Genomic DNA, 25850 nt, shown 5'->3' on the forward strand with positions numbered 1-25850 from the left:
TGGCGTACCGATCCGTGGCGGGAGTGCCGGGTCCTGCCGGACCGCGCACGCCCCGGCACTCCCCCGCGACGGGTCTCCAGCCGCCCGCAGTGGGCGAACGGACAGGCGGGCGAGAGGAGTTGGGCATGGCCACGGACACCGGCGAGCGCACGAAGAGGAGACACGGGGGAACCGCCTTGGGAACACCGGCCGTCGCGGCGGCCGTCCTCACGGGTGTCGTCGCGCTCTACATATCCCTCGTCGCGTTCGGGAACATCACGGACTTCGACTCCAACCAGCAGTTCGTCCGCCATGTCCTGGCCATGGACACGACGTTCAAGGACGAGGACCTGATGTGGCGGGCCGTCGAGTCCCGCGCCCTCCAGGACGCCGCGTACGTCGCGATCATCGCCTGGGAGACGCTGGCCGCGCTCGTCCTCATCGCCGGGACGGTCCTGTGGATCGCCGGACTGCGCGGGCACGGTGACGACTTCGCCCGCGCGCGGGCGGTGAGCACCTCCGGGCTGCTGATGCTGATGCTGCTGTTCGGCGGCGGCTTCATCGGCGTCGGCGGCGAGTGGTTCGCGATGTGGCAGTCCGAGGACTGGAACGGCCTCGACGCCGCGATCCGCGTGGTCACGCTGTGCGGCATCGCGCTCCTCGTGGTGCAGCTGCCGTTCGCGGGGCGGCGGCCTTACGGCGCGCACCCCGCGCGGAGCGGGGATGCGGACGACTGAGGGACGCGCGCCGGATCCCACCGGCGCGTGATCACGCGCCGCAGGTGTGCGGTAGCCGACAGTTCCGATTGTCGGACCCATCGCCTAGGCTGAGTGCATGCCCTTAACCCCTCAACCCCATGGTTCCGTGCGGTCTTCTACCGAGTTGAACGAGCGGATACGAGGCCTGTGGCTGCGCGCCGGTGGCCGTCTCTCCGCCGATCAGCGCCGGGAGTACGAGCAGCTGGTGACCGAGTGGGCCGAGGCGGTGCGCGCGGAGGTCGTCCAGGCCGCCTAGGCAACACTCCCCCCTCCCCCGGACGCTGTGGCGCTCCCCTCCCCCGGGGACACTGTCCCCGGGGGTTCCTTCCGGCCCCGCGGTGCCCAACACTGAGTCGATGACGCAGCGCGTGGAACTCGCCGCCCTCATCGACCGATTGGCCATCGACGCCCTCATCACCGACTACGCCGGTACCGTCGACGACGGCGACTGGGACGCGTACCGACAGCTGTTCACCCCCGAAGGACGCGCCGACTACCGGTCGGCGGGCGGCATCGAGGGCTCCGCGGCGGAGGTGTCCGCGTGGCTCGCCGAGACGATGCGGATGTTCGCCATGCGCCAGCACCTCGTCGTCAACCGCAGAATCCGCTTCGGCGTCCGCGAGCAGGACATCGGCGACACCGCGCGCATACGGGCCGACTATGTGAACCCCATGCGCTTCGCCGGGCAGCCGGGCGCCGAGGCGACCACCACGCCCGACTTCACCTGCGGCGGCCGCTACGAGTTCACCGCGCTGCGTACGCACGGCGGCTGGCGGCTCGGTCAGGTCCTCGTACGGGAGAAGTGGCGCAGCACGCGGACCGCCGACCAGACGTGGGACCAGGCCGTCGTCGGACAGCGGACGCCACCGCTCACCGAGCCGGGCTGAGCGGAGCGCGGGACGGCCGGCTCCGGGCGGATCCGCGCACGGCCCGGCGGAAGCGGCCACCCGGCGCGCCGGGCGCTCGGGGCCGCCCCGTGACCCGGGCGGCTCCGCCCCCTGTCCTAGATCGTCACCGGCCCGCACACTGGGAGCACGACCGGCCGTCGGGCCGAGTCGGGGCAAGGAGGCGCGCTGCATGGACGTACTCAGCGGCAGGCGGCCGCACCGGTGGGCGCCCCGACGGGCACTGTCCCGGCGGGCCCTTCCCTCCTGGCGCCACCGCCTGGACGCCGCCCTCGCCTCGCGGTGGCGGCGCGGCGCCCTGGCCGCCCTGTGCGGCGCCCTGCCCGCGCTCGCCTTCCCCGAACCGTCGTGGTGGTGGTTCGCGTACGTCGCGCTCGTGCCGTGGATCCTGCTCACCAGGTCGGCGGACTCGGGGCGGCGGGCCGCGCTCGACGGGTGGCTCGGCGGGCTCGGCTTCATGGTGGCCGTGCACCACTGGCTGCTGCCGAGCCTGCATGTGTTCACCCTGGTCATCGCCGCGCTCCTCGGGCTCCTGTGGGCGCCCTGGGGCTGGCTCGCGCACCGCTTCCTCGGCGGCCCGCCCGCTGCCGGGCGGGCCGTGGCCGCGCTGCTCGTGCTGCCGTCCGGCTGGCTCCTCGTCGAGCTGGTGCGGTCCTGGGAGGGCCTCGGCGGTCCGTGGGGGCTCCTCGGCTCCAGCCAGTGGCAGGTGGAGCCCGCGCTGCGGCTCGCGTCGGTGGGCGGTGTCTGGCTGGTCAGCGCGCTCGTCGTGGCCGTGAACACCGGGGTCGCGGTGCTCCTCGCATGGCGGTCGGCGCGCGCTCCCGCCGTCGCCGGGCTCGTCGCCGTGGCCGCCGCGACCACCACCGCGTGGACCTGGTCCCCGCGCCCGGAGGCCGCGGGCAGCGTCCGCGTCGCCGTCGTACAGCCCGGCGTACTGGACGGGACGGACGCGCCCGACCGGCGGTTCGACCGCGAGGAGGCGCTGACCCGCGCCCTCGTGGGCCGGGACCTGGACCTCGTCGTGTGGGGCGAGAGCAGCGTGGGCCACGACCTGGCGGACCGGCCCGACCTGGCGCGGCGGATCGCCGCGCTCTCGCGCCGGGTGGGCGCCGAGATCCTGGTGAACGTGGACGCCCGCCGCTCGGACAGGCCCGGCATCTTCAAGAGCTCCGTGCTCGTGGGCCCGGACGGGCCGACGGGCGACCGCTACGACAAGATGCGCCTCGTCCCGTTCGGCGAGTACGTCCCGGCGCGCTCGCTGCTCGGCTGGGCCACGTCGGTGGGCAAGGCCGCCGGTGAGGACCGCAGGCGCGGCGAGCGGCCGGTCGTGATGAACCTCGCGCAGGGGCTGCGCGTGGGGCCCCTGGTGTGCTTCGAGTCGGCGTTCCCCGACATGAGCCGCCACCTCACCCGCGAGGGCGCGCAGGTGCTGCTCGCGCAGTCCGCCACGTCCTCGTTCCAGCACAGCTGGGCCCCCGAGCAGCACGCCTCGCTCGCCGCCCTGCGGGCCGCCGAGACCGGCCGCCCCATGGTGCACGCGACGCTCACCGGCGTCTCGGCGGTCTACGGTCCGAGCGGTGAGCGCGTCGGCGAGCCGCTCGGCACCTCGGCGTCGAGCACGGCGGAGTACGAGGTCCCGCTGGCCACGGGCACGACGCCGTACGTGCGGCTCGGCGACTGGCCGGTGTACGGCGCGCTCGCGGTCCTCGCCGCGCTCGCGGTCGCCGAGGGGGCGCGGGCGCTCAGGCGGCCTGCTCGCCCACCGCGCGTACCACCCGCTCGCACAGCTCATGGGTCGCCAGCGCGTCCCGGGCACTGAGCACCTTGCCCGCGCGCACGGCGTCGAGGAAGGCGAGCGTGACCTGCTCGATGCCGCGCTGACGGGCCACCGGCACCCAGTCGCCGCGCCGCCGCACGGTGGGCTGGCCCTTGTGGTCCACGACCTCGGCGAGGTTGAGCACCTGCCGCTTGGTGTCCTGCCCGGAGACCTCCAGGACCTCCTCGGTGGAGCCGCTGAGCCGGTTCATCACGCCGATCGCGGTGAAGCCGTCGCCCGCGAGCTGGAGCACGACGTGCTCCAGGAGGCCGTCCGCGACCCGGCCGCGCACGCTCACGTGGTCGACGGCCCCCGGCACCAGGAACCGCAGCGTGTCCACGACGTGGATGAAGTCGTCGAGCACCATCGTGCGGGGGTCCTCGGGGAGCCCCACGCGGTTCTTCTGCATCAGGATCAGCTCGCGCGGGTGCTCGGCGCACTGGGCGTAGCCGGGCGCGTAGCGGCGGTTGAAGCCGACGGTGAGGCTCACGCCGCGCCGCTCGGCGAGCTCCACGAGCCGCTCGGAGTCGGCGAGTTCGTAGGCGATGGGCTTGTCCACGTACGTCGCCACGCCCGCCTCGAGGAGGCGCTCCACGATCTCGGGGTGCGCGGCGGTCGGCGCGTGCACGAAGGCCGCGTCGAGGTCCTGGGCGAGCAGCGCGTCCAGGTCGGTGTGGAGCTGCCGCGCGGGGACGTGGTGGATCTCGCCGATCCGCTCCAGGGTGGCGGGCGTGCGGGTCTGGAGGTGCAGCTCGACGCCTGGCTGCGTGGTGAGCACCGGCAGGTACGCCTTTTGCGCGATGTCACCGAGTCCGATGCAGCCGACCTTCACCACTGTCTCCCTACCGTCGTGCCGGTTCACGCCCATGCGCCCCGGCGTCCGTCTCCGCAGCATACGGGGGACCCGGCGGCCGCCAGTCGGCGATCGAGGAGAAGCCCCGTGTGATCAGGTTCGGGCCGAGCCGGTGGGCCGCGCGCATCAGGGTGTCGCGCGCGGCGACGAGCCCGCCGTGGGAGAGGTGGTTGAGGCGGGCGGTGCGGGCGGCCCGCCGCACGACGGCGGTCGTCCGGGGCACGCGCACCACGCTGTAGGCGGCCAGGCCCGCGAAGAGGTCGCCGCCGGGCCGCGCGTGGTGGGCGAGCACGACGCCGTCCTCGATGGCCTGGTTGCCGCCCTGGCCGAGGGTGGGCGCCATGGCGTGCGCCGCGTCACCGACGAGTGCGACGCGGCCGCGGTGGTGGGCGGCGAGCGGGGTCGCCATGTGCCACACGTCGTTGCGCAGGACGTCCTCGGGGCGGGCCGCGGCGATGATCTCGGGGATGGGGTCGTGCCAGCGGGAGAAGCGCCGCGTCAGCTCGGCCTTCTCGTCGTCGGGCGCGCGGGTGCCCGGGGGCACGAGCGCCGTGCCGTACGCGTAGACCCTGCCGTCCTTCAGCGGCTGCGTGCCCCATACGCCGCCGCGCCCCCAGGTCTCGTGCGGCTCGAAGGGCCGCTCCGGCGCGGGCACGATGAGCCGCCAGGCGGTGAACCCGGTGTACACGGGCCCGGGGTGGCCCGGGAACAGCTCCCCGCGCACCCCGGAGTCGATGCCGTCGGCGCCGACCACGAGGTCCGCCTCGATGTCGCCCTCGGGGGTGCTCACGACGGCGGCGCGGCCGGGCCCGCCCGGGTCCGCGAGCCGCGCGGCCGTGCCGGTGCGCAGGCCCTCGCCGGGCAGCGCGGCGACGAGCAGGTCGACGAGCGTCGCCCGGTGCAGGAGCACGAGGGCGCCGCCGAACTGCCGCGCCGTGGCGGTGGCCGTGGTGCGCACCAGCCAGCGGCCGCCCTGTGCGCGCAGGCCGCCCGCGCCCTGCCAGGCGGCCAGTTCGCGCACGCCGTCACCGAGGCCCAGGACGTCAAGGGCGCGCTGGGCGTTGGGGGCGAGGCCGATGCCGGAGCCGACGGGCTCCAGGGACGCGGCCCGCTCCAGGACGGTGACGCGCCAGCCGGACCGGTGCAGGGCGATGGCGGTGGTGAGCCCGCCGATGCCACCGCCGACGACGACGGCGTGGGGCTCGCCGGGCTTGAGGGGCTTGCCTGTGGGGGCCATGTTCTCTCCTCGGTCGCACACCCACTGGCACTACAGCTGTAGTGCCAGTGGGATGACCGTACTACAGCTGTAGTGAAACGGGTAGGGTGCACCCATGTCCGTACGCGCCAAGGGCTCCTCACGCCCCGAACTGATCGCCGACACCGCGCTGACCCTGCTCGCCGAGCGCGGCATGCGCGGTCTGACCCACCGGGCCGTCGACGAGGCGGCCGGGCTCCCCCCGGGCTCGACCTCGAACCACGCCCGCACCCGGCTCGCGCTCCTGGAAGCGGCGGTGCGGCGACAGGCGCAGCGCGAGGCGGCCGTCCTCACTCCGGACGAGCTGCCGGACCCGGCGGGCGGGCGCGCGGCCCTGGTCGAAGGGCTCTCCCTCGCCCTGCACCGCTTCCTCTCCGGCGCCGAGCACCGCGCCCTGCTCGTCTCCCGCTACGAGCTGGCCCTGGAGGCCACGCGACGCCCGGAGCTGCGGGCGTACTACGACGCGACGGGCGCCCGGTTCCGCGAGCCGCTCCACGCGTTCGTGCGCGCGGCGGGCTCCACGGACCCGGACCGGCACACCCTGTCCCTGGTCGCGTGGTGCGACGGTTTGATGTTCTCCTGCGTGGCGGGCTCGTACAGCGCCAAGACGCCGACGATGGAGGAACTGCGGGCGGGCTTCGGCGAGTTGCTGCGCGGAATGCTGGACGAGTAGCCCGCAGGGGGGGCACGGGCCCGTCGGGCGGCGCGCTCAGCGGAGGGCGCGCCCCGCCGGGAGAGCCGTGCCGTCCCCCGTGCGGGGGCATCGGCCCGCCTTCACGGCCGTACGCCGCCCGGCGCCCAGCAGAGTTCCCGGGATGCGGCGCATGACGACCACCATGACCCTGCTCGTGTCCCTGTCCATATCCGTGACCGTCTCGGCCGTCTCCGGCTGTGTCGGCGTCGACCGGACGGCGGCCCACGGGACGACTGCCGACCGGGGCAAGGCACCCTCGGGGCCGACGGAGCGGTCGCCTCGCACCAAGGACCGGCCGCCCCCGCGGGCCACCCAGCCCCCGGCCCGCGACCGGCTTCAGCGCGCCGACCCACCGCCCGCGCCACCGCGGCGGACACCCCGCCCCGCGCCGCCCGCCCCTGCGGCCCCGGCGCCCGCGCCCCGGGCGGCCACGCCCGACGAGGCCCCCGTGGCCGCACGCCCCCGCCCCCAGAAGCCCCGCCCCGAGGGGCCCCGGCACGGGCAGCGCCCGCGGGAGACCCCGCACGGCCCGCCGCCCCGCGCCCGCGACGAGACGGGCGTCTGCGCCCTCGCGCGGAAGCACGGCCACTGGGACCCCGACAGCCCGCAGGCGGTCATCTGCCGTGAGGTGTACGGGAGTTGAGGAGCCGCCCCGGTCCCGCGCGGGACCGGGTGGTCACTCCTCGACGGCGCCCTCCCCCACCTGCGCCTCAAGGCGGTGCAGGGCGGCGCGGATGCCGTCCCCGTAGCTGTCGTCGCCGAGCGCGCCGACCGCGCCGCGCGCGAGGCGCAGCTGGCTGCGGGCCGCCTCGGGGCGGGCGAGCTTCACATAGTCCGCCGCCAGGTTCAGATGGAGCGAGGGGTAGAAGCCGCGGACCGCGAGCGAGTGGTGGTGGGCGCCGACCCGGTCGTCGGTCAGCTCGTCCGCCGCCGACAACGCCCTGAGGTCCCAGGCCAGTTCGTCCGCCGGATCGTCCTGGGTGTCCGCCATGTAGTGCGCGAGGGTGCAGCGGTGGAGCGCGTCGCCGTCCTCGCCGATCTCCGACCAGATGGCGAGGAAGCGGGTCCTCGCCTCCTCGCGGTCACCGGCGTGCTGGAGCATGACCGCCTGCCCGATCCGGGTCATCACGGCGTCCTCGCCGTCCGCCGTCCGTTCCTTCCGCTCCACCACCGCGCCGCCCTCCGCGTCCGCCGTCCGTCCTCGGTCGTCCCACGGTCCCGACGCTAGCGGCCACCACTGACAATCCCCGTCAGGCGCGGTGCGACGCGGGCGGCCCGCGCCCGCCCGCTGCGCCAGGCCGGTGACGGACACAGAACAGGACCGGCGGGCGGCCCCGGGGTCAGCCCGCGCTCGGGATGCGCCAGTCGATCGGCGTGTGCCCCTGGGCCGCCACCGCCTCGTTGATCTGCGTGAAGGGCCGCGAGCCGAAGAACTTCCTGGCGGACAGCGGGGACGGGTGCGCGCCCTTGACCACGACGTGCCGCTCCTGGTCGATGAGCGGCAGCTTCTTCTGCGCGTAGTTCCCCCACAGGACGAAGACCACCGGCTCCGCGCGGTCGGCGACGGCCCGGATCACCGCGTCCGTGAACTTCTCCCAGCCCCGGCCCTTGTGCGAGTTGGCCTCACCGGCGCGGACCGTCAGGACCGCGTTAAGGAGCAGGACGCCCTGGCGGGCCCAGGGCATCAGATAGCCGTTGTCCGGGATGGGCAGGCCCAGCTCGGCGTGCATCTCCTTGTAGATATTCCGCAGCGAGGGCGGGGTCCGCACGCCGGGGCGCACCGAGAAGCACAGGCCGTGACCCTGACCCTCGCCGTGATACGGGTCCTGGCCGAGGACGAGGACCTTCACGTCGTCGTACGGCGTCGCGTCCAGGGCGGCGAAGACCTCCTCGCGCGGCGGGAACACCGGTCCCTTCGCCCGCTCCTCCTCGACGAACTCGGTGAGCTCCTTGAAGTAGGGCTTCTGGAGCTCCTCGCCGAGGACTCCGCGCCAGGACGCGGGCAGCATGGCGATGTCGGTCACGTCAACAACCTCCGGTGTGCGGTCTGTTCTTCAGCACAGAACCTACCGGCGACCACTGACAACCGGTCCCCGCCCGGTGTCCCGCCCCTCCGGCCCGCCCGGCCCGGCGACGGCTACCAGCTCGTCTTGCGGCTCAGCTCCCACATCATCATGATCGCCGACGGGTCGAGGGCGCGTTCGCCGCCCGCGATCTCCTCGCTGGCCATGATGTACTGCTTGCCCTGCCACAGCGGCAGCAGCCGGACGTCGTCGACGAGGACGCCCTGCGCGGCCTCGAACTCGTCGGCGACCTTGCCCCGGTCCGCCTCGCGCCGCGAGCGCGGCAGCAGGTTCTCGGTGATCCGCGGCGAGGGGTAGGGCGTGTTCAGGACGTTGCGCTCGCCCACGAAGGGCGCGATGAAGTTCTCCGCGTCGGGGAAGTCCGGGAACCAGCCGCGCCCGAAGACCGGGTACCGGCCTTCCTCGTAGCCCGCCTCGAAGGCCTTCCACGGGCGGCCCTTGATCGTGATCCTGAACAGGCCCGAGGCCTCCAGCTGCCTCTTCAGCTCGGCGAACTCCGACGCGGTCACGGAGCCGTAGCGGTCGGTGGCGTACCAGAGGGTGAGCGGCACCCGCTCGGTGATGCCCGCGGCCGTGAGGATGCGCTCGGCCTTGGCCGCGCTGGGCTCGCCGTACTCGTCGAAGAAGCCCGTGGTGTGCCCGTTCACGCCGCGCGGCACCATCGAGTACAGCGGATCGACGGTGTCCTTGTACACCTTGTGCGCGAGCGCGGGCCGGTCGAGGACCTGCGCGAACGCCTTGCGCACCGCGGGCTTGCGCGCCCACGGGTCCTTGGGGTTGAAGACCAGGTAGCGGATCTCGGCGCCCGCGCCCTCGACGAGCCGGAGGTGCTCCTCCTTGTCGGCGCCCTGCTGCGCCACGATGTCCTCGGCGGCGATGCCGCGGAAGGTGAGGTCGAGCTCCTTCTCGCGCAGCGCGTCGACCATGGCGCCGGAGTCGTCGAAGTAGCGGATGGTCACGGCGTCGTTCTTGCGGTCGGCGGCGCCCACGTACCGGTCGTTCCTGACCAGGACCGCCTTCTCGTCGACCCGGTAGTCGTCCAGCTCGTACGGGCCGGAGCCGGTGACCTCGTTGCCCTCGCGGAGCCCGTCCGCCGGGTAGTCGTCCGGGTCGACGATCGACATGGCGGGCGTGGCGAGCACGAACGGGAAGGTCGCGTCCGGCTTCTTCAGCCGGAAGACCACGGTCCGCTCGCCCTCGGTGGAGACCGACGCCAGGGAGCCGAGCAGCCCCGCGGGGCCGCCCTTGACGTCGATGCGCCGGATCCGGTCGAAGGTGTGCTTCACGGCCGCGGCGTCAAGCTCGTCGCCGTCGGAGAACGTCAGGTCGTCGCGGAGCGTACACGCGTAGACCGTGCTGGAGTCGTCGGTGAACCGGCACGAGCGGGCGGCGTCCGCCTGCGGCTCCGTGGCGCCGGACGGGAAGCTCAGCAGCGTCTGGAAGACGTTCCGGTACAGCTCCCAGGAACCGTCCCAGGACGCCGCGGGGTCGAGCGTGGTCGGCGCGCTCGTCGTGCCCACGGTGATGACGTCCTCGTCGTCCGAGTCCTCGGACGAGAACACCCCGCATCCGGCGAGCAGGGATATGGACAACGACACCGCGAACGGACGCAGGCATCGCAGCTGACCTCTGGTGAACACGCGGGCGCTCCTCGATCTGCCGTGCCATGGGGCGGCAGACCATACCGCAAGGTCCAGCCGGTCCAACCCGGCACGCCGAGGCGGTTCTTGTTGCGTGCGTACGTCACCTACGGGCGGTTGTTGAGCTTTGCACGATGTGCCCTTTCGCGCGCGCCGGCCGGTGCGGCGAGGCGCCCGCACCGGCCGGAGGCGGAGCGGTCGCTCAGCCCACGCCCGCGTTCAGGAAGATGCCGCCGTCGACCACGAGCGTCTGGCCGGTGATCCAGTCGGACTGCCCGGAGGTGAGGAACGCCGCCGCGCCGCCGACGTCGGAGGGCACGCCGAGCCGCCCCAGCGGGTACGCCGACGTCACCTCCTCCTCGCGGCCCTCGTACAGCGCCCGCGCGAACTGGGTCTTGACCACGGCGGGCGCGATCGCGTTGACCCGTACCTTCGGCGCGAACTCGTGCGCCAGCTGGAGCGTCAGATTGACCATGGCGGCCTTGCTCATGCCGTACGCGCCGACGAACGGCGACGCGGCGACGCCCGCGATCGAGGCGATGTTCACGATCGCCCCGCCGTGCTCGCTCTGCCACGCCTTCCAGGTCAGCTGCGCGAAGCCGAGGGCCGAGATCACGTTCGTCTCGAAGACCTTGCGCGCCACGTTGAGGTCGAGCTCGGCCATGGGGCCGAACACCGGGTTCGTACCGGCGTTGTTGACCAGGAAGTCGACGCGTCCGAAGGCCTCCATGGCCCGCTCGACGGCGATCGCCTGGTGCGCCTCGTCGTGGGCCTTGCCCGCGACGCCGATGACGCGGTCGGAGCCGAGCCTCTCGACGGCCTCCTTGAGGGCGTCCTCGTTGCGCCCGGTGATGCACACGCGGTCGCCGCGGGCGACGAGCGCCTCCGCGATGCCGTAGCCGATGCCGCGGCTCGCGCCCGTCACGAGCGCCGCCTTGCCGCTGTCCTGCACTGCCATTCCGTACTGTCCTTTGCGTCGGGGAGGGAGCGGGGGGCGCTAGTTGAGCGGGCCGCCGGCCACGTACAGGACCTGCCCCGAGACGAAGCCCGCCGCGTCGCCGGTGAAGAAGGCGATGGCGTTGGCGATGTCCTCGGGCTCGCCGACGCGCTGTACGGGGATCTGCGTGGCGGCCGCGGCCTGGAAGTCCTCGAAGCCCATGCCGACGCGTTCGGCGGTGGCCTTGGTCATCTCGGTGGCGATGAAGCCGGGCGCGACCGAGTTGGCGGTGACGCCGAACTTGCCGAGCTCCTTGGCGAGGGTCTTGGTGAAGCCCTGCATGCCCGCCTTGGCCGCCGCGTAGTTGACCTGGCCGCGGTTGCCGAGCGCGGAGGAGCTGGAGAGGTTCACGATGCGGCCGAAGCCCGCGTCGACCATGTGCTTCTGACAGGCCTTGGACATCAGGAAGGCGCCCCGCAGATGCACGTTCATGACCGTGTCCCAGTCGTCCGCGCTCATCTTGAACAGCAGGTTGTCGCGCAGCACGCCCGCGTTGTTCACGAGGATCGTCGGCGCGCCGAGCTCCTGGGCGATCCGGGCGACCGCGGCCTCGACCTGGGCCTCGTCCGACACGTCGCAGCCGACGGCGAGGGCCCGGCCGCCCGCGGCCGTGATCTTCTCGACGGTGTCCTTGCAGGCGGCCTCGTCGAGGTCGATCACCGCGACGGCGCGGCCCTCGGCGGCGAGGCGTACGGCGGTGGCGGCGCCGATGCCTCGCGCCGCTCCGGTCACGACCGCGACGCGCTGCTCAGTGGTGGACATGCTGGCTCTCCTCGCCCTTGGGATGCGGCTCCGCGGTGCGCCCCCAGGTGAGCGACCGCTTAGTACCTTCAGCAGACGAGACGCTAGAAGCCCTGGCACCCGGTGTCAACGGCACCCCCGGGATCCGGGCGCGGGCGATCCGCGATCAGCGCACCAGGAGCGCGACGAGCCGCTCCACCTCGGCCTCGGGGTCGGCGGTGAGGCCGGTGTGCACGGGCCCCGGCTGCACCACGGTCGAACGCGGCGCGATGAGCCAGCGGAAGCGCCGCCCGGCGTCGTCCGGCGCGGCCTGACCCGCGGCGTCGCCCCCCGCGCAGACCCCTTCGACGGCGCCGAGGGCCGCGCGCACCCCGGCGGCGTCCGCCTCCGGGTCCAGGGCGCGGAGCTTGGCCTCGTCGAGGTGCACACGGGCGGCGACGTAGGACTTGGCGCGGCAGTAGAGCACCACGCCCGCGTTGAACTGCTCGCCGCGCTCGACGCGCGGGACGACCCGCAGCAGGGCGTATTCGTAGACGTCCCGTGCGGGCGCCTCGGTCTTGTCGGTCACTTGCCGCCGCCTTCCAGGGTGATGCGCTCGTGGATGCTCTCCGCGCGCGGGAGCAGCGCGTCGACGTACGCCTGCCGCACCGCGTCGGCGCTGTCGAAGCCCGGCTCGCCCTCCAGCCACGCGTCCGGCACGTCGGCCGTCACCTCGGCGAGCACCTCCTCGGTGACCAGCGGGGCCAGCTCGGCGGCCGCCGCGGCGACGTCGGGGGCGTACGGGGCGAGGGCGTGGTCACCGGCGTCGTACGCCCTGGCGGAAGCGGCCCGGGCGGTGGGCCAGTTGTGGTGCCAGATCATGCTCGCGCCGTGGTCGATGAGCCAGACGTCGCCGTGCCACACCAGGAGGTTCGGGTTGCGCCAGGAGCGGTCCACGTTGTTGATCAGCGCGTCGAACCACACGACGCGGCCGGCCTCCACCGGGTCCACCGCGAAGGCCAGCGGGTCGAAGCCGACGGCGCCCGACAGGTACTCCATGCCGAGGTTGAGCCCGCCGCTGGACTTGAGCAGCTGCTGCACCTCCTGGTCCGGCTCGGCGAGGCCGAGCACGGGGTCCAGGTCGACGCCCACGAGCCCCGGCACGCGCAGCCCGAGCCGGCGCGCGAGGCGCCCGCAGACCACCTCCGCGACCAGCGTCTTGCGCCCCTGGCCCGCGCCGCGGAACTTCGTGACGTACGTCCCGTACGCCCCGCGTCCGTCGGCGGTCTCGACAAGGCCGGGCAGCGAGCCGCCCTCACGCAGGGGCGTGACGTACCGGACAGCGGTGACTTGGGAGAGCATCGCCCCAGGTTACTGGGCTGGTCCGGAGCGCCCCGCGAAGGCCCGCCCACCCGCTCGCTCAACCGTGAACAACCCGCCTTCCGCATCCGTATCCCTCCACATGACTGTTCCAAGGGACGCTTCCCCCCTGCCCACGGGCCACCACCTCACCCGCCGCACCGTCCTCACCGCCACGGGCTCCGCGGGCCTGGCCGTCGCGCTCATCGGCTGCGGCTCCGGCGACGACGACAAGAGCTCCTCCGAACCCGCGGGCGAGGAGAAGGAGAAGGGGGAGAAGGACGGGGGCGGCACGGCGGCCGCCGTGCTCGCCAGGACGGCCGACATCCCCGTGGGCGGCGGGAAGATCTTCAAGGACGAGGGCGTGGTGGTCACCCAGCCCGCCAAGGGCCGGTTCAAGGCGTTCTCGAACCGCTGCACGCACAAGCAGTGCCCGGTCGCCAGCGTCGAGGGCGGCACCATCAACTGCACGTGCCACGGCAGCAAGTTCGACATCGCCGACGGCAGCGTGAAGCAGAGCCCGGCGACCAGCCCCCTGCCCCCGGCCGAGATCACTGTGGAGGGCGATTCGATCAAACTGGCCTGAGCCGCTGGGCGGGCCGCAGGCGCCGCGGTCGCTGCCACACGGCGAGGACCTCTTCGGTGGAGGTCACGGTGGCGACCAGGGCGAGCGTGTGGCGGACCATCGCGGGGGTGTAGTCGGCAGGCACCCCCGCGATGGCGTCCGCGGGCACGACGGCGGTGTAGCCGAGGTTCACGGCGTCGAAGACGGCGTTCGGGATCGCCACGTTGGCCGAGACGCCGGTCACCAGGAGGGTGCGGCAGCCGATGTTGCGCAGCAGCGCGTCGACGTCGGTGCCCGCGATCGGCGAAAGGCCGTGCAGACGGCGGACGACGAAGTCCTCCTCGGCGACCTCGATCGGCGCCGCGATCCGCACGGCCGTCGTACCGGACAGCTGCTGCACGGGCAGCTTCGCCGCGGCCTTGAAGAGGCGCGCGTTGTGGCTGGCACCGCGCCCGTCGGGCCGCCGCTCGGCGACGGCGTGCAGGACCTGGACGCCGCCCACGTGGGCGGCGGCCACCAGACGTGCCACGTTGGTGAGGGCCCCCGACGCGCGGGCGGCGTCGGCGAGTTCGGGCAGCGCGCTCTGCGGCCCGACGACGCCCTGCTGGCACTCGACCGTGAGCAGGGCGGTGGTGGCGGGGTCGAGCAGGCGGCTGAGCTGTTCGTACGTGGGCATGGTCCCCCTCGGCTGAGCCCGCCGCGCGGTACGTGGCGCACCCGGTCGCGGGCCGTGGCCCTCGGCGGCCGCGGTGCGCGGGAGGCTAATCGGCATTGCGCCCCGGCGGAAGAGACCCCATGCTCATCTGACGCATTGTCAGCCAAGGGCGCCGCAGCGCACGGACACCCGGCCGCGCGGCCGTGGCCACCGCGCGGACGGCCCCGGAAGAGGAGACGACGCATGGCCCTCACACAGCGCCGCGGCCGCCGGATCATGATGACGCCGGACGAGCTTGACTCCTTCCTGACCGCCGAGCGGACCTGCCGGGTGGCGACGGTGTCCGCCGACGGCGCCCCGCACGCGAGCCCACTGTGGTTCGTGTGGGACGGCACGTCCGTGTGGCTGTACTCGCTCACGCGCAGCAGGCGCTGGGCCGACCTCGGGCGCGACCCGCGGATCGCGGTCGTCGTCGACGCGGGCGAGGCGTACGGCGAACTGCGCGGCGCCGAGCTGACCGGCACCGTCGAGCGCGTCGGCGAGGCTCCGCGCGTCGGCGGGCCCTGCCCCGAACTCGACGCGGTGGAGCGGCTGTTCGCGCGCAAGAACTTCGGCATCGACGCGATGGTGCACGACGGGCGGCACGCGTGGCTGCGGCTCACGCCGGACGCGGTGGCGTCCTGGGACTTCCGCAAGCTGACGTAGTCGCGCCGGCGACGACGCAGGCCCACGTCCCTTTCAGCCGAGCCCCCGCGTCCCGTTCAGCCGAGCCCCGCGCCCGCCACCCGCAGCGCCTCCACCGCCGCGCGGATCGACGGGCGGCGGTCGGCGTCCGCGCGCCACACCACGTACACGTGCCGCCGCACCCGGTGGCGCACCGGCGCGGTCCGCACGCCCGCGGGCATCGGATCGCGGCCGAGGCGCGGCACCACGCACACGCCGAGCCCGGCCGCGACCAGGGCGAGCTGGGTGTGGTGCTCCTCGGCGCGGTGGGCGACGCGCGGCTCGAAGCCCTTGCCGCGCAGGGTGAACATCAGCCACTCGTGGCAGAACTCGCCCTCCGTCCACGCGATCCACTCGTCCTCGGCGAAGTCCTCCAGGTCGACCTCCGGGCGGTCGGCCAGCGGGTGCGCCACGGGCATCGCCACGTCGGCGGGGTCGTCGAGCAGGGGGGCCTTCAGCAGACCGTCGGGCAGCGGCAGCGGCTTGTTGTACCAGTCGAGGACCACCGCGAGGTCCAGATCGCCGCGCACCACCTTCTGGACGCCGGCCTGCGGCTCCAGCTCCTCGGCCGTCACGCGCAGGCCCGGGTGGTGGGCCCGCAGCGAGGCGAGGGTGGCGGGCAGCAGGCCGCGCATCGCCGTCGGGAACGCGGCTATCCCCAGCCGGCCGACCGCCTTGCCGCGCTGCCGCTCCAGGTCCGACTGGGCCAGCTCCACCTGGGACAGGATGCGCGCGGCGTGGTCGGCGAGCAGCCGTCCGGCGTCCGTGAGGCGCACCCCCCGGCCGTTCTTCGCGAGCAGCTGCTGGCCCACCTCGCGCTCCAGCTTGGTCATCTGCTGCGAGACGGCGGACGTCGTGACGTGCAGCCCGGCGGCGGCGCCGCTCACCGATCCGTGCCGCGCGAGCGCGTCGAGGGTCCGCAGGCGCTCCAGATTCAACATGGCCGCTCCGGACTCGACATGGCCGCGCTCAGCATGACTGCACTCAGCATGACTGCTCCAGGATCGACATATAAGTGATGCTACGCGATACCCAGCACAAAAACTCGCTTGTACTAAGGCGTCCGGTGATCCATCGTGACGAGCATGACCACCTCCGCCGCCGTCCCGGCCTCGGCTCCCGCCCCCACAGCCGCTCCCGCACCCGCCGAAGCCGCCCAGGACGCCTCCCCGCGCGCGGACGGCCGTCGCAGGCTCGACTGGCGCCTGCGCTTCGCCTTCCTCTCGCTCGTGTGGGGCTTCAGCTTCCTGTTCATCAAGGTCGGCACGGACGGATACGCACCGTTCCAGGTCACCTTCGGGCGGCTGCTGTTCGGCACGCTGGTGGTCGCGGTCTTCCTGGTGGTGAAGCGCGAGCGGCTCCCCCGCTCCCCGCGCACCTGGGCGCATCTGTCGGTGGCGGCCCTCCTGCTCAACGCGGCGCCGTTCTCCCTGTTCGCGTACTCGGAGCTGACGATCCCCTCGACGCTGGCGGGGATCTGCAACGCGACGTCGCCGCTGTGGGGCATGGCCCTGTCCCTCGTCGCGCTCTCCGAGGACCGCCCCACGCGCCGCCGGGTCGCGGGCCTCGGCCTCGGCTTCCTCGGGGTGCTCACGGTCCTCGGCGCCTGGCAGGGCTTCAGCGGCCTGGACGCCCGGGGCACGGGCATGGCCCTGCTGGCCTCGCTGTGCTACCCGATCGGCTGGATCTACGTACGCCGCACCCTGGCGGGCTCCGGCCACTCGAACCTCGCCCTCACCGGCGCCCAGCTCTTCGTCGCCACGGTCGAACTGGCCGTCGTGACCCCGCTGTTCACGACGCTGCCGCGGCATTTCCCCGTGGTGCCGCTGCTCGCGGTCGTCGCCCTCGGCGCGGTCGGCACGGGCCTGGCCTTCCTGGTGCAGTACGACATCGTCTCCGAGGTCGGCCCGACGACCGCCCAGATGGTCACGTACTTCACCCCGGTGATCGCGACGGCGGCGGGCGTGGCCGTCCTCGGCGAGTCCCTGGCCTGGACGACGCCGATAGGTGCCGTGATCATCCTGGCGGGCGCCGCGCTCACGCAGTCCAAGCCGCGCGGGGCCAGGTGAACGCCCCCGGAGAGGCACGCGCCACGAGGCACCAGCGGGGAAGCGGCGGCCGTCAGCCGTAGCGGCGCTCCACCACCGGCCCCATGGCTGCCACCAGGGCCTCGGCCACGCCCGCGGTGTCGTCCCCGCCGAGCGCGGAGACGGTGATCCGCACGCCCGGGGCCGCGCCCAAGCGGAACCGCGCCCCCGGGGCGACCGCCCAGCCCGCGTGCAGCATCCGGGCCACCACGCCGGTCTCGTCGGGGACCGGCACCCACACGTTCATACCGCTGCGCCCGTACGCGGTGACGCCGCGCTCGGCGAGGGCCGCGATCAGCGCGTCCCGTCTGCGTCCGTACGCCGCGGCCACCTCCCGGGCGTCGACCGCGCCGCTCTCCCAGAGGTGTACGACGGCCCGCTGGAGCACCTTGCTCACCCAGCCGGGGCCGAGCCGCAGCCGGCCCTGCACCCGGTCGACGGTCTCGACGTCACCGGCGAGCACGGCCAGGCGCAGATCGGGGCCGTACGCCTTGGCCGTGGAGCGGACGAACGCCCAGGCGTGGGTCACGCCGGTCAGCGTGTGCAGCGGCAGGTCGACGATGCCGTGGCCGTGGTCGTCCTCGATGACCAGCGTCTCCTTGTGCGCGGCGAGGACCTCTCGCACGGCACGCGCACGCGTGGCGCTGACGGCGGCCCCTGTCGGATTCTGGGCGCGCGCGGTGACGACGAGCGCGCGGGCGCCCGCGCGCAGCGCCCGCTCGACGTCGTCGGGCAGCGGCCCCTCGTCATCGACACCGACCGGAACCGGCCGCAGGCCGAGCGCGGGCACGAGGTCCAGGACGCTGCCCCACCCGGGATCCTCCACGGCCACCGCGTCGCCGACCTTCAGCCGGGCGACGAGCACCCGCTCGATCGCGTCGAGCGCTCCGGAGGTGACGGCCAGCGGCCCCTGGGGCACCCCGTCGCGGTCGAGCATCCCGCGCGCGCAGCGGCTGAACGCGGGGTCGAATGGCGACTCCCCGTACAGGTCGGGGTGGATGTCCGCGTGCGCCGCCGCGGCCGCGAAGGCCTCGGCTAGCGACGGCAGGAGCGCCGTGTCCGGGTTGCCGCTGGCGACGTCCCGCACCCCGGGCGGCACGACGAGGCGGCTGTACTCGCGCGCGGTGGTCGCGGGCTTGCTCCGCACCCGGCTGCCGCGCCTCCCGGCCGTCTCGATCACACCGCGCTCGCGCAGCGTGCGGTAGGCCGCCGCCACCGTATTGGGATTCACCCCCAGCTGGCGCGCCAACTCCCGCATCGGGGGCAGCGATTGCCCCGGTTCCAGGTCACCGCGCCCCACGGCGCGCTCGACACTGGCGGCGATCTCAGCTGCGCCGCGCCCAGCGATCGGATACTCTCCTAGCACAAAGCACAGTATGCACTAGTGCAATAGATGAGGCAAAGCGGCGGCGCGCACGGCCCACGGAGGCCGGAGCGCGACGCGCACCCGAGGGAGAAGCCATGGAGACGACGACGCACCCGGCCGCGCCGGACAGCGCCCCCTATGCGGCGACCGACCGCACCGTGCCCACCCGGGCCCGCGAACGGGCCGCGTACGACCGCGCGCTGGTGCACGCGATACTCGACGAGTCGTACGTGTGCCACCTCGCCTTCGTCCGCGACGGTGCCCCGGTCGTCCTGCCGACGCTGTACGGGCGGGTCGGCGAGCGGCTCTACGTGCACGGCTCGACGGGGTCGCGCCCGCTGCGGATGGCCGGGGCCGCGCAGCCGGACGACGGCGCGGACCCGGGCCTCCCGGTGTGTCTGACGGTGACGCACGTCGACGGCCTCGTCCTGGCCCGCTCGGCCTTCCACCACTCGATCAACTACCGCTCCGTGGTGGTGCACGGCATCGCGCGCCCGGTCACGGACCCGGAGGAGAAGCGGACCGCGCTCGACGCGCTGGTCGAGCACGTGGTGCCCGGCCGCGCCGCCGACTCGCGGCCCGCGAACGCCAAGGAGCTGGCCGCGACCGCCGTGCTCAGCCTCGATCTCGCCGAGGTGTCCGCGAAGGTGCGCACCGGCGGGCCGAACGACGACCCGGAGGACATGGACCTGCCCCACTGGGCGGGCGTCGTGCCGCTGCGCAAGGGCTACGACCCGGTCGTGCCGTCCGCCGACCTGGCCCCCGGCATCGAGGTCCCCGACTATCTGATCGAGCCCTGACCCGCGCGGCGCGCGCGTGCCGCGGCGCGCGCCTCCGCCGCGGCGAGTCCCGTGACGGCCGCGAGCATCAGGAGGGTGCCCGCGACGGTGGCGGCGTTCAGCTCCTCACCGAGCAGGGTGACGGCGATGGCCGCCGCGCTCACCGGCTCCAGGAGCATGATCACGGAGACGGTCGCGGAGCGGACGACGGCGGCCCCCGCGAAGTACAGCGCGTACGCGAGGGCCGTCGGCACGGCGGCGATGTACAGCAGACAGCCGAGCACGCGGGCCGCGTCGGCGGTGTGCGGCCACAGCCCCTCGGCCGCGGCGAACGGCAGCAGGCACAGCGACACCACCGCGAACGACCACACCGTGGTGCTGGACGCGTCGGCCTCGCCGTCCCGCCCCCACCACCGGGTCAGGAGCGTCATGACGGCGTACCCGGCGGCGGACGCCAGGGCGAAGACCACGCCCCAGGGGCGCACGGCCGACTCGCCGCCGCCCACGAAGAGGACGCCGAGCCCGGCGAGCGCGCCGCCCACCGCGCAGAGGCCGCCGAGCCCGAGGCGCTCACCCATGGTCAGCCGGGCGCCGAGCGCGATGAGCACGGGCCCCGCCCCGAGTGTGACGACCGTGCCGACCGCGAGGCCGGTGGCCTCCACGGCGGCGAAGTACGCGGTCTGGAACACGGTCAGGGCCAGACCGATCGCGAGGACGCGCCCGGCCCTGCGGCCCAGCGGCCCGCGCGCGGGCGTGCGGCGGACTCCGCCGCGCGGCCGCACAAGACGCGCGGCGAGCAGCAGCAGGAACCCTCCGGCGCAACGCCAGAAGGAGAGGGTGACGGGCCCCATGTCACCGGCTGAGAAGACCAGCGAGGCGGCGGCACCCGCGGTGCCCCAGGCGGCTCCGGCGATGCTCAGATAGACGAGGCCGCGCCCCACGGAGAGCCGGGGAAGGGCGGTGGTGGCGACGGGGGTGGCGTCCGTGGACGCCGTGGACATGCTGGACACGCTCGACACGTGGAATCTCCGCAGCGGATCGAAAGGGAGACCGCGTCACGGCCGGGCGTGGCGACGAGGAGTGCCCGCAGGCACGGGCTCAACAGGGGCCGCCCCGTAGAAGAAGGGGGACGGCATCCCGCACGGCCGCTGGGACGCAGGTCTGGGACTGTCGTCTGCGGGCAGCGCCGTTCAGCCCGGCCGACGGCCGGGCGTGATCCGTGGGGGCCCGCTCTCAGGCGGCCGGAGGCGGAAGAACGAGTGCTCGTGCGTGCATGATCGGCACCCTATGCGGCGGTCCCGCTCGGGGACAACCGTTGTTCGGATTCCGGGACGGCGCCCGCGCTCCCGTCGGACGACGGCTTCACGGGCGCGGACGACTGGGCGATGAACGCGCCCACCAGGACGAGGGCGCCCCCGGCGAGCTGCGGCGCCGAGAGCCGCTCCCCCAGCACCACCCAGGCGAGCACGGTGGCGACGACCGCTTCGAGGCAGGCCACGACGCCCGCGACCGCCGGGGAGAGACGACGCACCGAGAGGACCCCGGTGACGTACGCGACGACCGTGGCGATCAGCACGATCCAGCAGAGGAGCACCCACGCGGGCACGCGCGAGCCGTCCATGGCGGCGGTGCGGGCGAGCACGCCCCAGTCCATGCCCCACGGGCGGGCGATCACCGTGAGCACGGCCGCGCCGACGAGCAGGCCGTACGCGATGACGCCGAGCGGATCCGGGGCGTCGGCGCCCGCGTCGCCGCCCTGGTCGGACAGGACGAAGTAGCCGACCTGGCAGCAGGCGGCGCCGAGCGCGAGCAGGAGTCCGACCGCGTCGAAGCTGAGCCCCGCCCAGACCTCCACGACGCAGGCGAGCCCGCCGACGGCGAGCACCACGCCGAGCGCGGCCGCCCGCGTCACGGGCCTGCGCTGCACGAACCGCACCCAGCCCAGGACGAGCGCGGGCGCGAGGTACTCCACGAGCAGGGCCACGCCGACCGGAATGCGGGAGATCGAGGCGAAGTAGCAGGCCTGCACACCGGCGACGGCGAGCAGTCCGAACCCGGCGAGCAGCGCGGGCCTGCGCCGCACGAGCGCCCGGTGCCGCCAGGCCACGGGCAGCATCACGAGCGCGGCGCCCGCGACCCGCAGCCACACCACGTGCAGCGAGTCGAGACCCGCTTCGATCAGCGGTTTGGCCGCGACGCCCGAGCCGCCGAAGGCGACCGCCGACACCAGGGCGAGGCCGAGGCCGAGCCCCCTGCCGCCGTCCGCCGCCCCCCGACGCTTGTTCTGAGTCCCACGCACCGGCACATGATGACAGCCGAGGTCATGACCGTCACCCCTGATGACCACTGTCTCAATCGGCGGACGGCGCCGTGCCGTGCGCGCCGGTCACGCCCGGCGCGGGCCGTCAGAAGGCCGGCTCGCCTTCCGCGTCGCCGTCGCTCTCCAGCCGTGCGAGCAGCACGTCGGCGTCGACGCCCGCGCGCCGCAGCACCTCGACGGCCCGGCACTCCCGGTCGGCGGCGAGGGCGGCGAGCAGGTCGACCCCCTGGGCCAGGCGCTCGCCGCGCAGCACGGCACGCGCGTGCGCGGCCTCCATGGCTCCGGCCGCCGCGGGCGAGAGAACCGTTTCCTTGGCGGACGGCACGAGCGGCACGGCCCCGGAGTCCTCGACGGTGCCCTGCCACTGGAGGCCGTAGCCGATGCTGCGCTGGACGAGATAGCCGAGCAGCCGCGCGATCTGCGGCCCGCCGTCGAAGACCGCCCGGACCTGCGGCTCGTACTCCAGGAGCGAGTGCAGCAGATGGGCCGTGTCGACCTGCCTGTCCCCGTCGCGCACGGCCCGCCTGCGCGCACCGGACAGCACCGAGGCCAGCGCCGCGCTCAGGCTGGAATCGACGTCGGTTCGGGTCGGGCCGGGTTCGGCACCCTGGGGGGTACGGCTTTGCACACCTCCCACCCCATCAGTCCCCACAGCTCCCGGCATCGGCGGCGGGAAGCATTTCCGCGTCCCACACAAGTTGGGCACTGCCGGGCGGGTTGTCCTCCTTACGGATGACTTTCTGCTGTTTTCGCAGGTGGGGCGTGCGCTTTTGTGCTGCGCGCCGGGTGCGCAACCACTTCGCTCCGGCGCTCGTCTGTCTGTGGCATGGAGAGCAGGTGCTGGCTGGTCACCCTGCCGGCGGTCGACGGCCGACTGTACGTGTACCGCGTGTACGCGCCGGAGGACGCCCTGCCCGCCGACCTGTTCTGGGAAGCGTGGCACTGCCACGACGAGAGCCCCTTCCCCCGGGCCTCCGACCTCTTCGACGCGGCCGAGATACAGCGCGTCGGCTGACCGCGCGGCCTTCCGACCGGCGCCGGAGCCGCCTTCACGGGGCACCTGCACGGGTCGCGGCCGGGGCTACCGCTCCGGGCGCCGGCCGTTCACCACCGTCGCGTACAGCTCCTCGTCCGTGACGACGCGCGGCACGAGGCCCGCGTCCGTGACGGCCGCGACCGCCGAGGTCACCTGCCGCTCGCTCGTCTCGAACAGCAGGCATCCGCCCGGCGCCAGCCAGCGCGCCGCGTCCGCCGTCACCCGCCGCAGCACGTCGAGCCCGTCGGCTCCGCCGTCGAGGGCGACGCGCGCCTCGTGCTCACGGGCCTCGACGGGCAGCAGCGCGACCTCGTCGGAGGGGACGTACGGCACGTTGGCCAGCAGGACGTCGACCCGCCCGCGGAGCGCGGCGGGCAGCGCCTCGTACAGGTCACCCTCGTACACGTGGCCTCCGGCCTCGCCCACGTTGCGGCGGGCGCAGGCCACGGCCGCCGGGTCGATGTCGGCGGCGTGCAGCTCGGCCCGGCCTAGCGCGGCCGCGACGGCGGCCCCCAGCGCACCGGACCCGCAGCACAGGTCGACGACGACGGCACCGGGCGCCGACAGCGCGGCCGCCTCGCGGACGAGGGCCTCGGTACGGCGGCGCGGCACGAAGACCCCGGCGTCGACGGCGATGCGCAGACCCGCGAAATCGGCCCAGCCCACGACGTGTTCCAGCGGCAGGCCGCTCGCCCGCCGCGCCACCATGGCGTCGAGTTCCTCGGGGGTCGCGGCGGCGGCCATGAGCAGGTCCGCCTCCTCCTCGGCGAACACACAGCCCGCCGCGCGCAGCCGTGCCACGACGGCGGCGGGAGCCGGGGGACGCTCGGCGGAGTGGGCGAGGGCTGGCATGAAGGAGCCTTCCGGCAGTACGGAGGAGGGAGGTGACCAGCCTATCCGGCCGCCGCGAGCGGCCAGTTCGGCCGTCTTGAATGTTGCGGAGCCTGGGGCTACTTTCCGCGACACCGTCGCTGCGCCCGCCGCAGCGCCCGACGAGAAGGGGTGGTCGCAGTGCCCGAAGTCAGCGCGGAGGCACGGATCGAGGCACCAGCGGAGAAGGTCTGGGCGCACCTCGCCGACCTGTCCCAGTACGGAAAGTGGAACACGACGCACACCGGCTTCCCGCAAGGCCCGCCCGCCTCGCTGGAGCTGGGCGGAACGTTCACGGAGAACATGAAGCTGATGGGCTTCCCCGCCGAGGTCGCCTGGACGGTCGTGGACCTGGAGGCAGGCCGTACGTTCGCGATCAAGGGCAAGGGGCCGATGGGCGTCACGGTCGGCACCCGCTACACGGTGGTACCGGACGGCGAGGCGTCGACGGTGCGCGCGAACGGGGAGTTCAGCGGCGCGGCCGTGTCGATGATGGCGGGCAAGCTCAAGGACTCGGTGACGGCGGCGCTCAACGAGTCGCTGCGGAAGCTGGGCGACCTGGTGAAGTGAGCGGCGCGGCCCGCGCCCGGCGCGGCGCGGACGAGGAAGGCGCCCCGCACCTGTCGTGCGGGGCGCCTCGACGGCCGCGCGGAGGGCGCGGTCCTCGCTGCCTCAGTCCTCATCGGCGAGGATGAGGTACAGCTTCTTGCGGGCGTCGTTGATGACGGTCAGCGCCTTCTCGCGCTGCTCCTTGGAGCCGGTCTTCCAGACCTGGCCGAAGGCCTCCATCAGGCCGACCCCGGCCTGCCGGATCTCGCTCAGGACCTCCCAGTCGACGCCGCGCCCGGCGTCCTCCCAGGGCGCGTCCGTGCCCTCCTCCGCCGCGGCGCGGCCGGACTCGGTGAGCGAGAAGAGCTTCTTGCCGCCCTCGCTCTCGCTGACGATCAGGCCCTCGTCCTCCAGGAGCTGGAGGGTGGGGTAGACGGAGCCGGGGCTGGGCTTCCACGCCCCGCCGCTGCGCTCGGCGATCTCCTGGATCATCTCGTAACCGTGCATCGAACGGTCCTTGAGAAGGGCCAGGATGGACGCGCGTACGTCGCCGCGCCGGGCCCGGCCACGCGGACCGCCCCGCCCGCCGCGTCCGCCCCAGGGGCCGGGGCCCCCGAAGCCGGGCCCGAAGGGGCCGAACGCGCCGCGCCGCCCTTCGAAGCCGCCGCCGAATCCCCCGCGCCCCTCGGGGCCGGGGCCGAACGGACCGCGTCCGCGGCCGCGCTGGTGCTCGTGTTCAAAACCATGGGAACGCATGTCGATCATTCCTTCCGTTGCTCATCCGCTGATCCGTGGCATCGTCGGTCAATGACATCATTGATCAGTCGCGATGCTTCGACGATATATCGGAACCGTTCGTCTGACAACCCCATGCCGTCATCACGCACCTGATCCCCGCGTCAGCGCGGCTCGGCTCATGGCCAAAAACCCACCACCCGTCACCGAACAAAGCCAGTTTCAGTGAATTGGCCTTACCCAAGTCCTTGAGTGGCCCCCTACCGTCGCCCCATGACGACATCCCCACGGAAGCGCATCCGCATCGTCGACGCCTTCGCCGAGCGCCCCTTCACCGGCAATCCCGCCGGTGTGCTGCTGCTCGACTCGTTCCCGGACGACGGCTGGCTCCAGCACGTGGCCACCGAGGTCAACCACGCCGAGACCGCCTTCGCCCACCCGCTGCCGCCGGGCGGCGCCGCCGACTGGGCGCTGCGCTGGTTCACGCCCGCCACCGAGGTCGACCTGTGCGGCCACGCCACCCTGGCCACCGCCCACGTCCTGTGGACCACGGGCACGGCCGAGGGGACCGTGCGGTTCGCCACCCGGGCCGGGGTGCTCGTCTCCACCACCCACGCGGACGGCACGATCACGCTCGACTTCCCGACCGCCCCGCTCACCGCGACCGGCGCCCCGGACGGCATCACCGAAGCCCTCGGCGCCGAGCCGCTCTCGGTGTACGACACGGGTCCGCACACCGGTGACCTGCTGGTCGAGCTGGCCGACGAGAAGACGGTCCGCGCGCTCACTCCCGACCACCGGGCCCTGGCGCTGCACTCCGAGCGGGGCATCATCGCGACCGCGCCCGCCGAGGACCCCACCAGCGGCTACGACTTCGTCTCGCGCGGCTTCTTCCCGCGCGTGGGCATCGACGAGGACCCCGTCACGGGCAGCGCGCACACCGCCCTCGCGCCCTTCTGGTCCGCGCGCCTCGGCCGCACCGAGCTGACGGGCCTGCAGGCCTCGCCCCGCTCGGGCCTGGTGCGCACCGATCTGCGCGGCGACCGCACCCTGCTGACCGGCCGCGCGGTCACCGTCATCGAGGGCGACCTGCTGGCCTGACGCG

30 protein-coding genes are annotated in these 25850 nt (G+C 73.9%); 13 read left to right on the forward strand and 17 right to left on the reverse strand.

Going from position 1 to position 25850, the window contains the following annotated elements; translation table 11 throughout:
• The first annotated feature begins 125 nt into the window (after positions 1-125).
• From CP982_RS07905 to lnt, 4 genes are all read left to right on the forward strand, one after another.
• Positions 126-716, forward strand: a complete 591-nt coding sequence (locus tag CP982_RS07905; protein ID WP_150509866.1) for a DUF2165 domain-containing protein — start codon at positions 126-128, stop codon at positions 714-716.
• Positions 717-843: 127 nt separating this feature from the next.
• Entirely contained in the window at positions 844-993 is a 150-nt protein-coding gene (locus CP982_RS07910; RefSeq protein ID WP_372503334.1) for a hypothetical protein, read from the forward strand.
• 100 nt (positions 994-1093) lie between these two features.
• Positions 1094-1624, forward strand: a complete 531-nt coding sequence (locus tag CP982_RS07915) for a nuclear transport factor 2 family protein (RefSeq protein ID WP_150509867.1) — start codon at positions 1094-1096, stop codon at positions 1622-1624.
• A gap of 190 nt (positions 1625-1814) precedes the next feature.
• Positions 1815-3461: an apolipoprotein N-acyltransferase gene (lnt, locus tag CP982_RS07920; protein WP_150509868.1), complete on the forward strand. Its 1647-nt coding sequence runs from the start codon at positions 1815-1817 to the stop codon at positions 3459-3461.
• Here the strand turns inward: lnt and CP982_RS07925 are convergent.
• Together CP982_RS07925 and CP982_RS07930 are read right to left on the reverse strand one after the other, a co-directional pair.
• Positions 3385-4290 carry a Gfo/Idh/MocA family protein gene (locus CP982_RS07925; RefSeq protein ID WP_150509869.1) on the reverse strand — a complete coding sequence of 302 codons (906 nt, stop codon included), beginning with the start codon at positions 4288-4290 and terminating at the stop codon, positions 3385-3387. The genes lnt and CP982_RS07925 overlap by 77 nt on opposite strands.
• Positions 4291-4300: 10 nt before the next feature.
• Positions 4301-5548 carry an FAD-dependent monooxygenase gene (locus CP982_RS07930; protein ID WP_150509870.1) on the reverse strand — a complete coding sequence of 416 codons (1248 nt, stop codon included), beginning with the start codon at positions 5546-5548 and terminating at the stop codon, positions 4301-4303.
• A gap of 94 nt (positions 5549-5642) precedes the next feature.
• Between CP982_RS07930 and CP982_RS07935 the strand changes: the two genes are divergently transcribed.
• Positions 5643-6239 carry a TetR/AcrR family transcriptional regulator gene (locus CP982_RS07935; RefSeq protein ID WP_150509871.1) on the forward strand — a complete coding sequence of 199 codons (597 nt, stop codon included), beginning with the start codon at positions 5643-5645 and terminating at the stop codon, positions 6237-6239.
• Between the two features lie 151 nt (positions 6240-6390).
• Positions 6391-6903: a hypothetical protein gene (locus tag CP982_RS42950; protein WP_150509872.1), complete on the forward strand. Its 513-nt coding sequence runs from the start codon at positions 6391-6393 to the stop codon at positions 6901-6903.
• A 33-nt stretch (positions 6904-6936) separates the two neighbouring features.
• Here CP982_RS42950 and CP982_RS07945 read toward each other — a convergent pair whose 3' ends face one another.
• From CP982_RS07945 to CP982_RS07975, 7 genes are all read right to left on the reverse strand, one after another.
• Complete coding sequence (locus tag CP982_RS07945) at positions 6937-7431, reverse strand: hypothetical protein (protein ID WP_150509873.1); 495 nt, start codon at positions 7429-7431, stop codon at positions 6937-6939.
• 169 nt (positions 7432-7600) lie between these two features.
• The gene (ung, locus tag CP982_RS07950) at positions 7601-8269 is read right to left on the reverse strand and encodes a uracil-DNA glycosylase (RefSeq protein ID WP_184925792.1); all 669 of its coding nucleotides are present in this window, start codon (positions 8267-8269) and stop codon (positions 7601-7603) included.
• Positions 8270-8397: 128 nt separating this feature from the next.
• Positions 8398-9984: an ABC transporter substrate-binding protein gene (locus CP982_RS07955; RefSeq protein WP_229879493.1), complete on the reverse strand. Its 1587-nt coding sequence runs from the start codon at positions 9982-9984 to the stop codon at positions 8398-8400.
• Between the two features lie 202 nt (positions 9985-10186).
• Complete coding sequence (locus CP982_RS07960; protein WP_150509875.1) at positions 10187-10942, reverse strand: SDR family oxidoreductase; 756 nt, start codon at positions 10940-10942, stop codon at positions 10187-10189.
• A 39-nt stretch (positions 10943-10981) separates the two neighbouring features.
• Positions 10982-11743, reverse strand: a complete 762-nt coding sequence (fabG, locus tag CP982_RS07965) for a 3-oxoacyl-ACP reductase FabG (protein ID WP_150509876.1) — start codon at positions 11741-11743, stop codon at positions 10982-10984.
• A 145-nt stretch (positions 11744-11888) separates the two neighbouring features.
• Complete coding sequence (locus tag CP982_RS07970) at positions 11889-12290, reverse strand: DUF3037 domain-containing protein (RefSeq protein WP_150509877.1); 402 nt, start codon at positions 12288-12290, stop codon at positions 11889-11891.
• Positions 12287-13063, reverse strand: coding sequence for a HipA family kinase (locus CP982_RS07975; protein WP_150509878.1), 777 nt, complete (start codon positions 13061-13063; stop codon positions 12287-12289). The genes CP982_RS07970 and CP982_RS07975 overlap by 4 nt, the downstream gene beginning before the upstream one ends.
• A 100-nt stretch (positions 13064-13163) precedes the next feature.
• Here CP982_RS07975 and CP982_RS07980 point away from each other — a divergent pair, with 100 nt between their 5' ends.
• Positions 13164-13646, forward strand: coding sequence for a Rieske (2Fe-2S) protein (locus tag CP982_RS07980; protein ID WP_150509879.1), 483 nt, complete (start codon positions 13164-13166; stop codon positions 13644-13646).
• On the opposite strand, the gene CP982_RS07985 is transcribed toward CP982_RS07980, so the two are convergent.
• Positions 13633-14301, reverse strand: coding sequence for a cysteine hydrolase family protein (locus tag CP982_RS07985; protein ID WP_150509880.1), 669 nt, complete (start codon positions 14299-14301; stop codon positions 13633-13635). The genes CP982_RS07980 and CP982_RS07985 overlap by 14 nt on opposite strands.
• Before the next feature lie 222 nt (positions 14302-14523).
• Here CP982_RS07985 and CP982_RS07990 point away from each other — a divergent pair, with 222 nt between their 5' ends.
• Positions 14524-14985 (forward strand): pyridoxamine 5'-phosphate oxidase family protein, encoded by a 462-nt coding sequence (locus CP982_RS07990; protein ID WP_150509881.1) that lies wholly within the window; start codon positions 14524-14526, stop codon positions 14983-14985.
• A 56-nt stretch (positions 14986-15041) separates the two neighbouring features.
• Here the strand turns inward: CP982_RS07990 and CP982_RS07995 are convergent, their stop codons facing one another.
• Positions 15042-15944: a LysR family transcriptional regulator gene (locus CP982_RS07995; protein ID WP_150509882.1), complete on the reverse strand. Its 903-nt coding sequence runs from the start codon at positions 15942-15944 to the stop codon at positions 15042-15044.
• A gap of 144 nt (positions 15945-16088) precedes the next feature.
• Between CP982_RS07995 and CP982_RS08000 the strand changes: the two genes are divergently transcribed.
• A complete protein-coding gene (locus CP982_RS08000; RefSeq protein ID WP_150509883.1) occupies positions 16089-17072 on the forward strand; it encodes a DMT family transporter in 984 nt (327 codons plus the stop codon).
• 52 nt (positions 17073-17124) lie between these two features.
• Here CP982_RS08000 and CP982_RS08005 read toward each other — a convergent pair whose 3' ends face one another.
• A complete protein-coding gene (locus CP982_RS08005) occupies positions 17125-18456 on the reverse strand; it encodes an aminotransferase class I/II-fold pyridoxal phosphate-dependent enzyme (RefSeq protein ID WP_150509884.1) in 1332 nt (443 codons plus the stop codon).
• Between the two features lie 95 nt (positions 18457-18551).
• Between CP982_RS08005 and CP982_RS08010 the strand changes: the two genes are divergently transcribed.
• Positions 18552-19256 carry a pyridoxamine 5'-phosphate oxidase family protein gene (locus CP982_RS08010; RefSeq protein WP_150509885.1) on the forward strand — a complete coding sequence of 235 codons (705 nt, stop codon included), beginning with the start codon at positions 18552-18554 and terminating at the stop codon, positions 19254-19256.
• Here CP982_RS08010 and CP982_RS08015 read toward each other — a convergent pair.
• The 3 genes from CP982_RS08015 to CP982_RS08025 all read right to left on the reverse strand — a co-directional run bounded on the left by CP982_RS08015 (position 19238) and on the right by CP982_RS08025 (position 22183).
• A complete protein-coding gene (locus CP982_RS08015) occupies positions 19238-20236 on the reverse strand; it encodes a DMT family transporter (protein WP_150509886.1) in 999 nt (332 codons plus the stop codon). The genes CP982_RS08010 and CP982_RS08015 overlap by 19 nt on opposite strands.
• A gap of 284 nt (positions 20237-20520) precedes the next feature.
• Complete coding sequence (locus CP982_RS08020; RefSeq protein ID WP_150509887.1) at positions 20521-21540, reverse strand: EamA family transporter; 1020 nt, start codon at positions 21538-21540, stop codon at positions 20521-20523.
• Between the two features lie 100 nt (positions 21541-21640).
• The gene (locus CP982_RS08025) at positions 21641-22183 is read right to left on the reverse strand and encodes a Clp protease N-terminal domain-containing protein (RefSeq protein WP_170316392.1); all 543 of its coding nucleotides are present in this window, start codon (positions 22181-22183) and stop codon (positions 21641-21643) included.
• Positions 22184-22381: 198 nt separating this feature from the next.
• On the opposite strand from CP982_RS08025, the gene CP982_RS08030 reads away from it, so the two are divergent.
• Entirely contained in the window at positions 22382-22570 is a 189-nt protein-coding gene (locus tag CP982_RS08030) for a hypothetical protein (RefSeq protein ID WP_150509889.1), read from the forward strand.
• 66 nt (positions 22571-22636) lie between these two features.
• On the opposite strand, the gene CP982_RS08035 is transcribed toward CP982_RS08030, so the two are convergent.
• Positions 22637-23443 (reverse strand): putative protein N(5)-glutamine methyltransferase, encoded by an 807-nt coding sequence (locus CP982_RS08035; protein ID WP_150509890.1) that lies wholly within the window; start codon positions 23441-23443, stop codon positions 22637-22639.
• A gap of 159 nt (positions 23444-23602) precedes the next feature.
• On the opposite strand from CP982_RS08035, the gene CP982_RS08040 reads away from it, so the two are divergent.
• Positions 23603-24031: a type II toxin-antitoxin system Rv0910 family toxin gene (locus CP982_RS08040; RefSeq protein ID WP_150509891.1), complete on the forward strand. Its 429-nt coding sequence runs from the start codon at positions 23603-23605 to the stop codon at positions 24029-24031.
• A 102-nt stretch (positions 24032-24133) separates the two neighbouring features.
• Here CP982_RS08040 and CP982_RS08045 read toward each other — a convergent pair whose 3' ends face one another.
• Complete coding sequence (locus CP982_RS08045; RefSeq protein WP_150509892.1) at positions 24134-24766, reverse strand: PadR family transcriptional regulator; 633 nt, start codon at positions 24764-24766, stop codon at positions 24134-24136.
• A 252-nt stretch (positions 24767-25018) separates the two neighbouring features.
• On the opposite strand from CP982_RS08045, the gene CP982_RS08050 reads away from it, so the two are divergent.
• Positions 25019-25846: a PhzF family phenazine biosynthesis protein gene (locus tag CP982_RS08050; RefSeq protein WP_150509893.1), complete on the forward strand. Its 828-nt coding sequence runs from the start codon at positions 25019-25021 to the stop codon at positions 25844-25846.
• The last annotated feature ends 4 nt before the right edge of the window (positions 25847-25850 follow it).

It is taken from the genome of Streptomyces spectabilis, assembly GCF_008704795.1.
GTDB lineage: Bacteria > Actinomycetota > Actinomycetes > Streptomycetales > Streptomycetaceae > Streptomyces > Streptomyces spectabilis.

Coding starts and splice junctions, on each gene's coding strand:
- CP982_RS07905 (WP_150509866.1), top strand. CDS start 126: ATGGCCACGGACACCGGCGAGCGCACGAAGAGGAGACACGGGGGAACC.
- CP982_RS07915 (WP_150509867.1), top strand. CDS start 1,094: ATGACGCAGCGCGTGGAACTCGCCGCCCTCATCGACCGATTGGCCATC.
- lnt (WP_150509868.1), top strand. CDS start 1,815: ATGGACGTACTCAGCGGCAGGCGGCCGCACCGGTGGGCGCCCCGACGG.
- CP982_RS07930 (WP_150509870.1), bottom strand. CDS start 5,548: ATGGCCCCCACAGGCAAGCCCCTCAAGCCCGGCGAGCCCCACGCCGTC.
- CP982_RS07935 (WP_150509871.1), top strand. CDS start 5,643: ATGTCCGTACGCGCCAAGGGCTCCTCACGCCCCGAACTGATCGCCGAC.
- CP982_RS42950 (WP_150509872.1), top strand. CDS start 6,391: ATGACGACCACCATGACCCTGCTCGTGTCCCTGTCCATATCCGTGACC.
- ung (WP_184925792.1), bottom strand. CDS start 8,269: ATGCTGCCCGCGTCCTGGCGCGGAGTCCTCGGCGAGGAGCTCCAGAAG.
- CP982_RS07960 (WP_150509875.1), bottom strand. CDS start 10,942: ATGGCAGTGCAGGACAGCGGCAAGGCGGCGCTCGTGACGGGCGCGAGC.
- fabG (WP_150509876.1), bottom strand. CDS start 11,743: ATGTCCACCACTGAGCAGCGCGTCGCGGTCGTGACCGGAGCGGCGCGA.
- CP982_RS07975 (WP_150509878.1), bottom strand. CDS start 13,063: ATGCTCTCCCAAGTCACCGCTGTCCGGTACGTCACGCCCCTGCGTGAG.
- CP982_RS07980 (WP_150509879.1), top strand. CDS start 13,164: ATGACTGTTCCAAGGGACGCTTCCCCCCTGCCCACGGGCCACCACCTC.
- CP982_RS07985 (WP_150509880.1), bottom strand. CDS start 14,301: ATGCCCACGTACGAACAGCTCAGCCGCCTGCTCGACCCCGCCACCACC.
- CP982_RS07990 (WP_150509881.1), top strand. CDS start 14,524: ATGGCCCTCACACAGCGCCGCGGCCGCCGGATCATGATGACGCCGGAC.
- CP982_RS07995 (WP_150509882.1), bottom strand. CDS start 15,944: ATGTTGAATCTGGAGCGCCTGCGGACCCTCGACGCGCTCGCGCGGCAC.
- CP982_RS08000 (WP_150509883.1), top strand. CDS start 16,089: ATGACCACCTCCGCCGCCGTCCCGGCCTCGGCTCCCGCCCCCACAGCC.
- CP982_RS08010 (WP_150509885.1), top strand. CDS start 18,552: ATGGAGACGACGACGCACCCGGCCGCGCCGGACAGCGCCCCCTATGCG.
- CP982_RS08015 (WP_150509886.1), bottom strand. CDS start 20,236: ATGTCCACGGCGTCCACGGACGCCACCCCCGTCGCCACCACCGCCCTT.
- CP982_RS08030 (WP_150509889.1), top strand. CDS start 22,382: ATGGAGAGCAGGTGCTGGCTGGTCACCCTGCCGGCGGTCGACGGCCGA.
- CP982_RS08035 (WP_150509890.1), bottom strand. CDS start 23,443: ATGCCAGCCCTCGCCCACTCCGCCGAGCGTCCCCCGGCTCCCGCCGCC.
- CP982_RS08045 (WP_150509892.1), bottom strand. CDS start 24,766: ATGCGTTCCCATGGTTTTGAACACGAGCACCAGCGCGGCCGCGGACGC.
- CP982_RS08050 (WP_150509893.1), top strand. CDS start 25,019: ATGACGACATCCCCACGGAAGCGCATCCGCATCGTCGACGCCTTCGCC.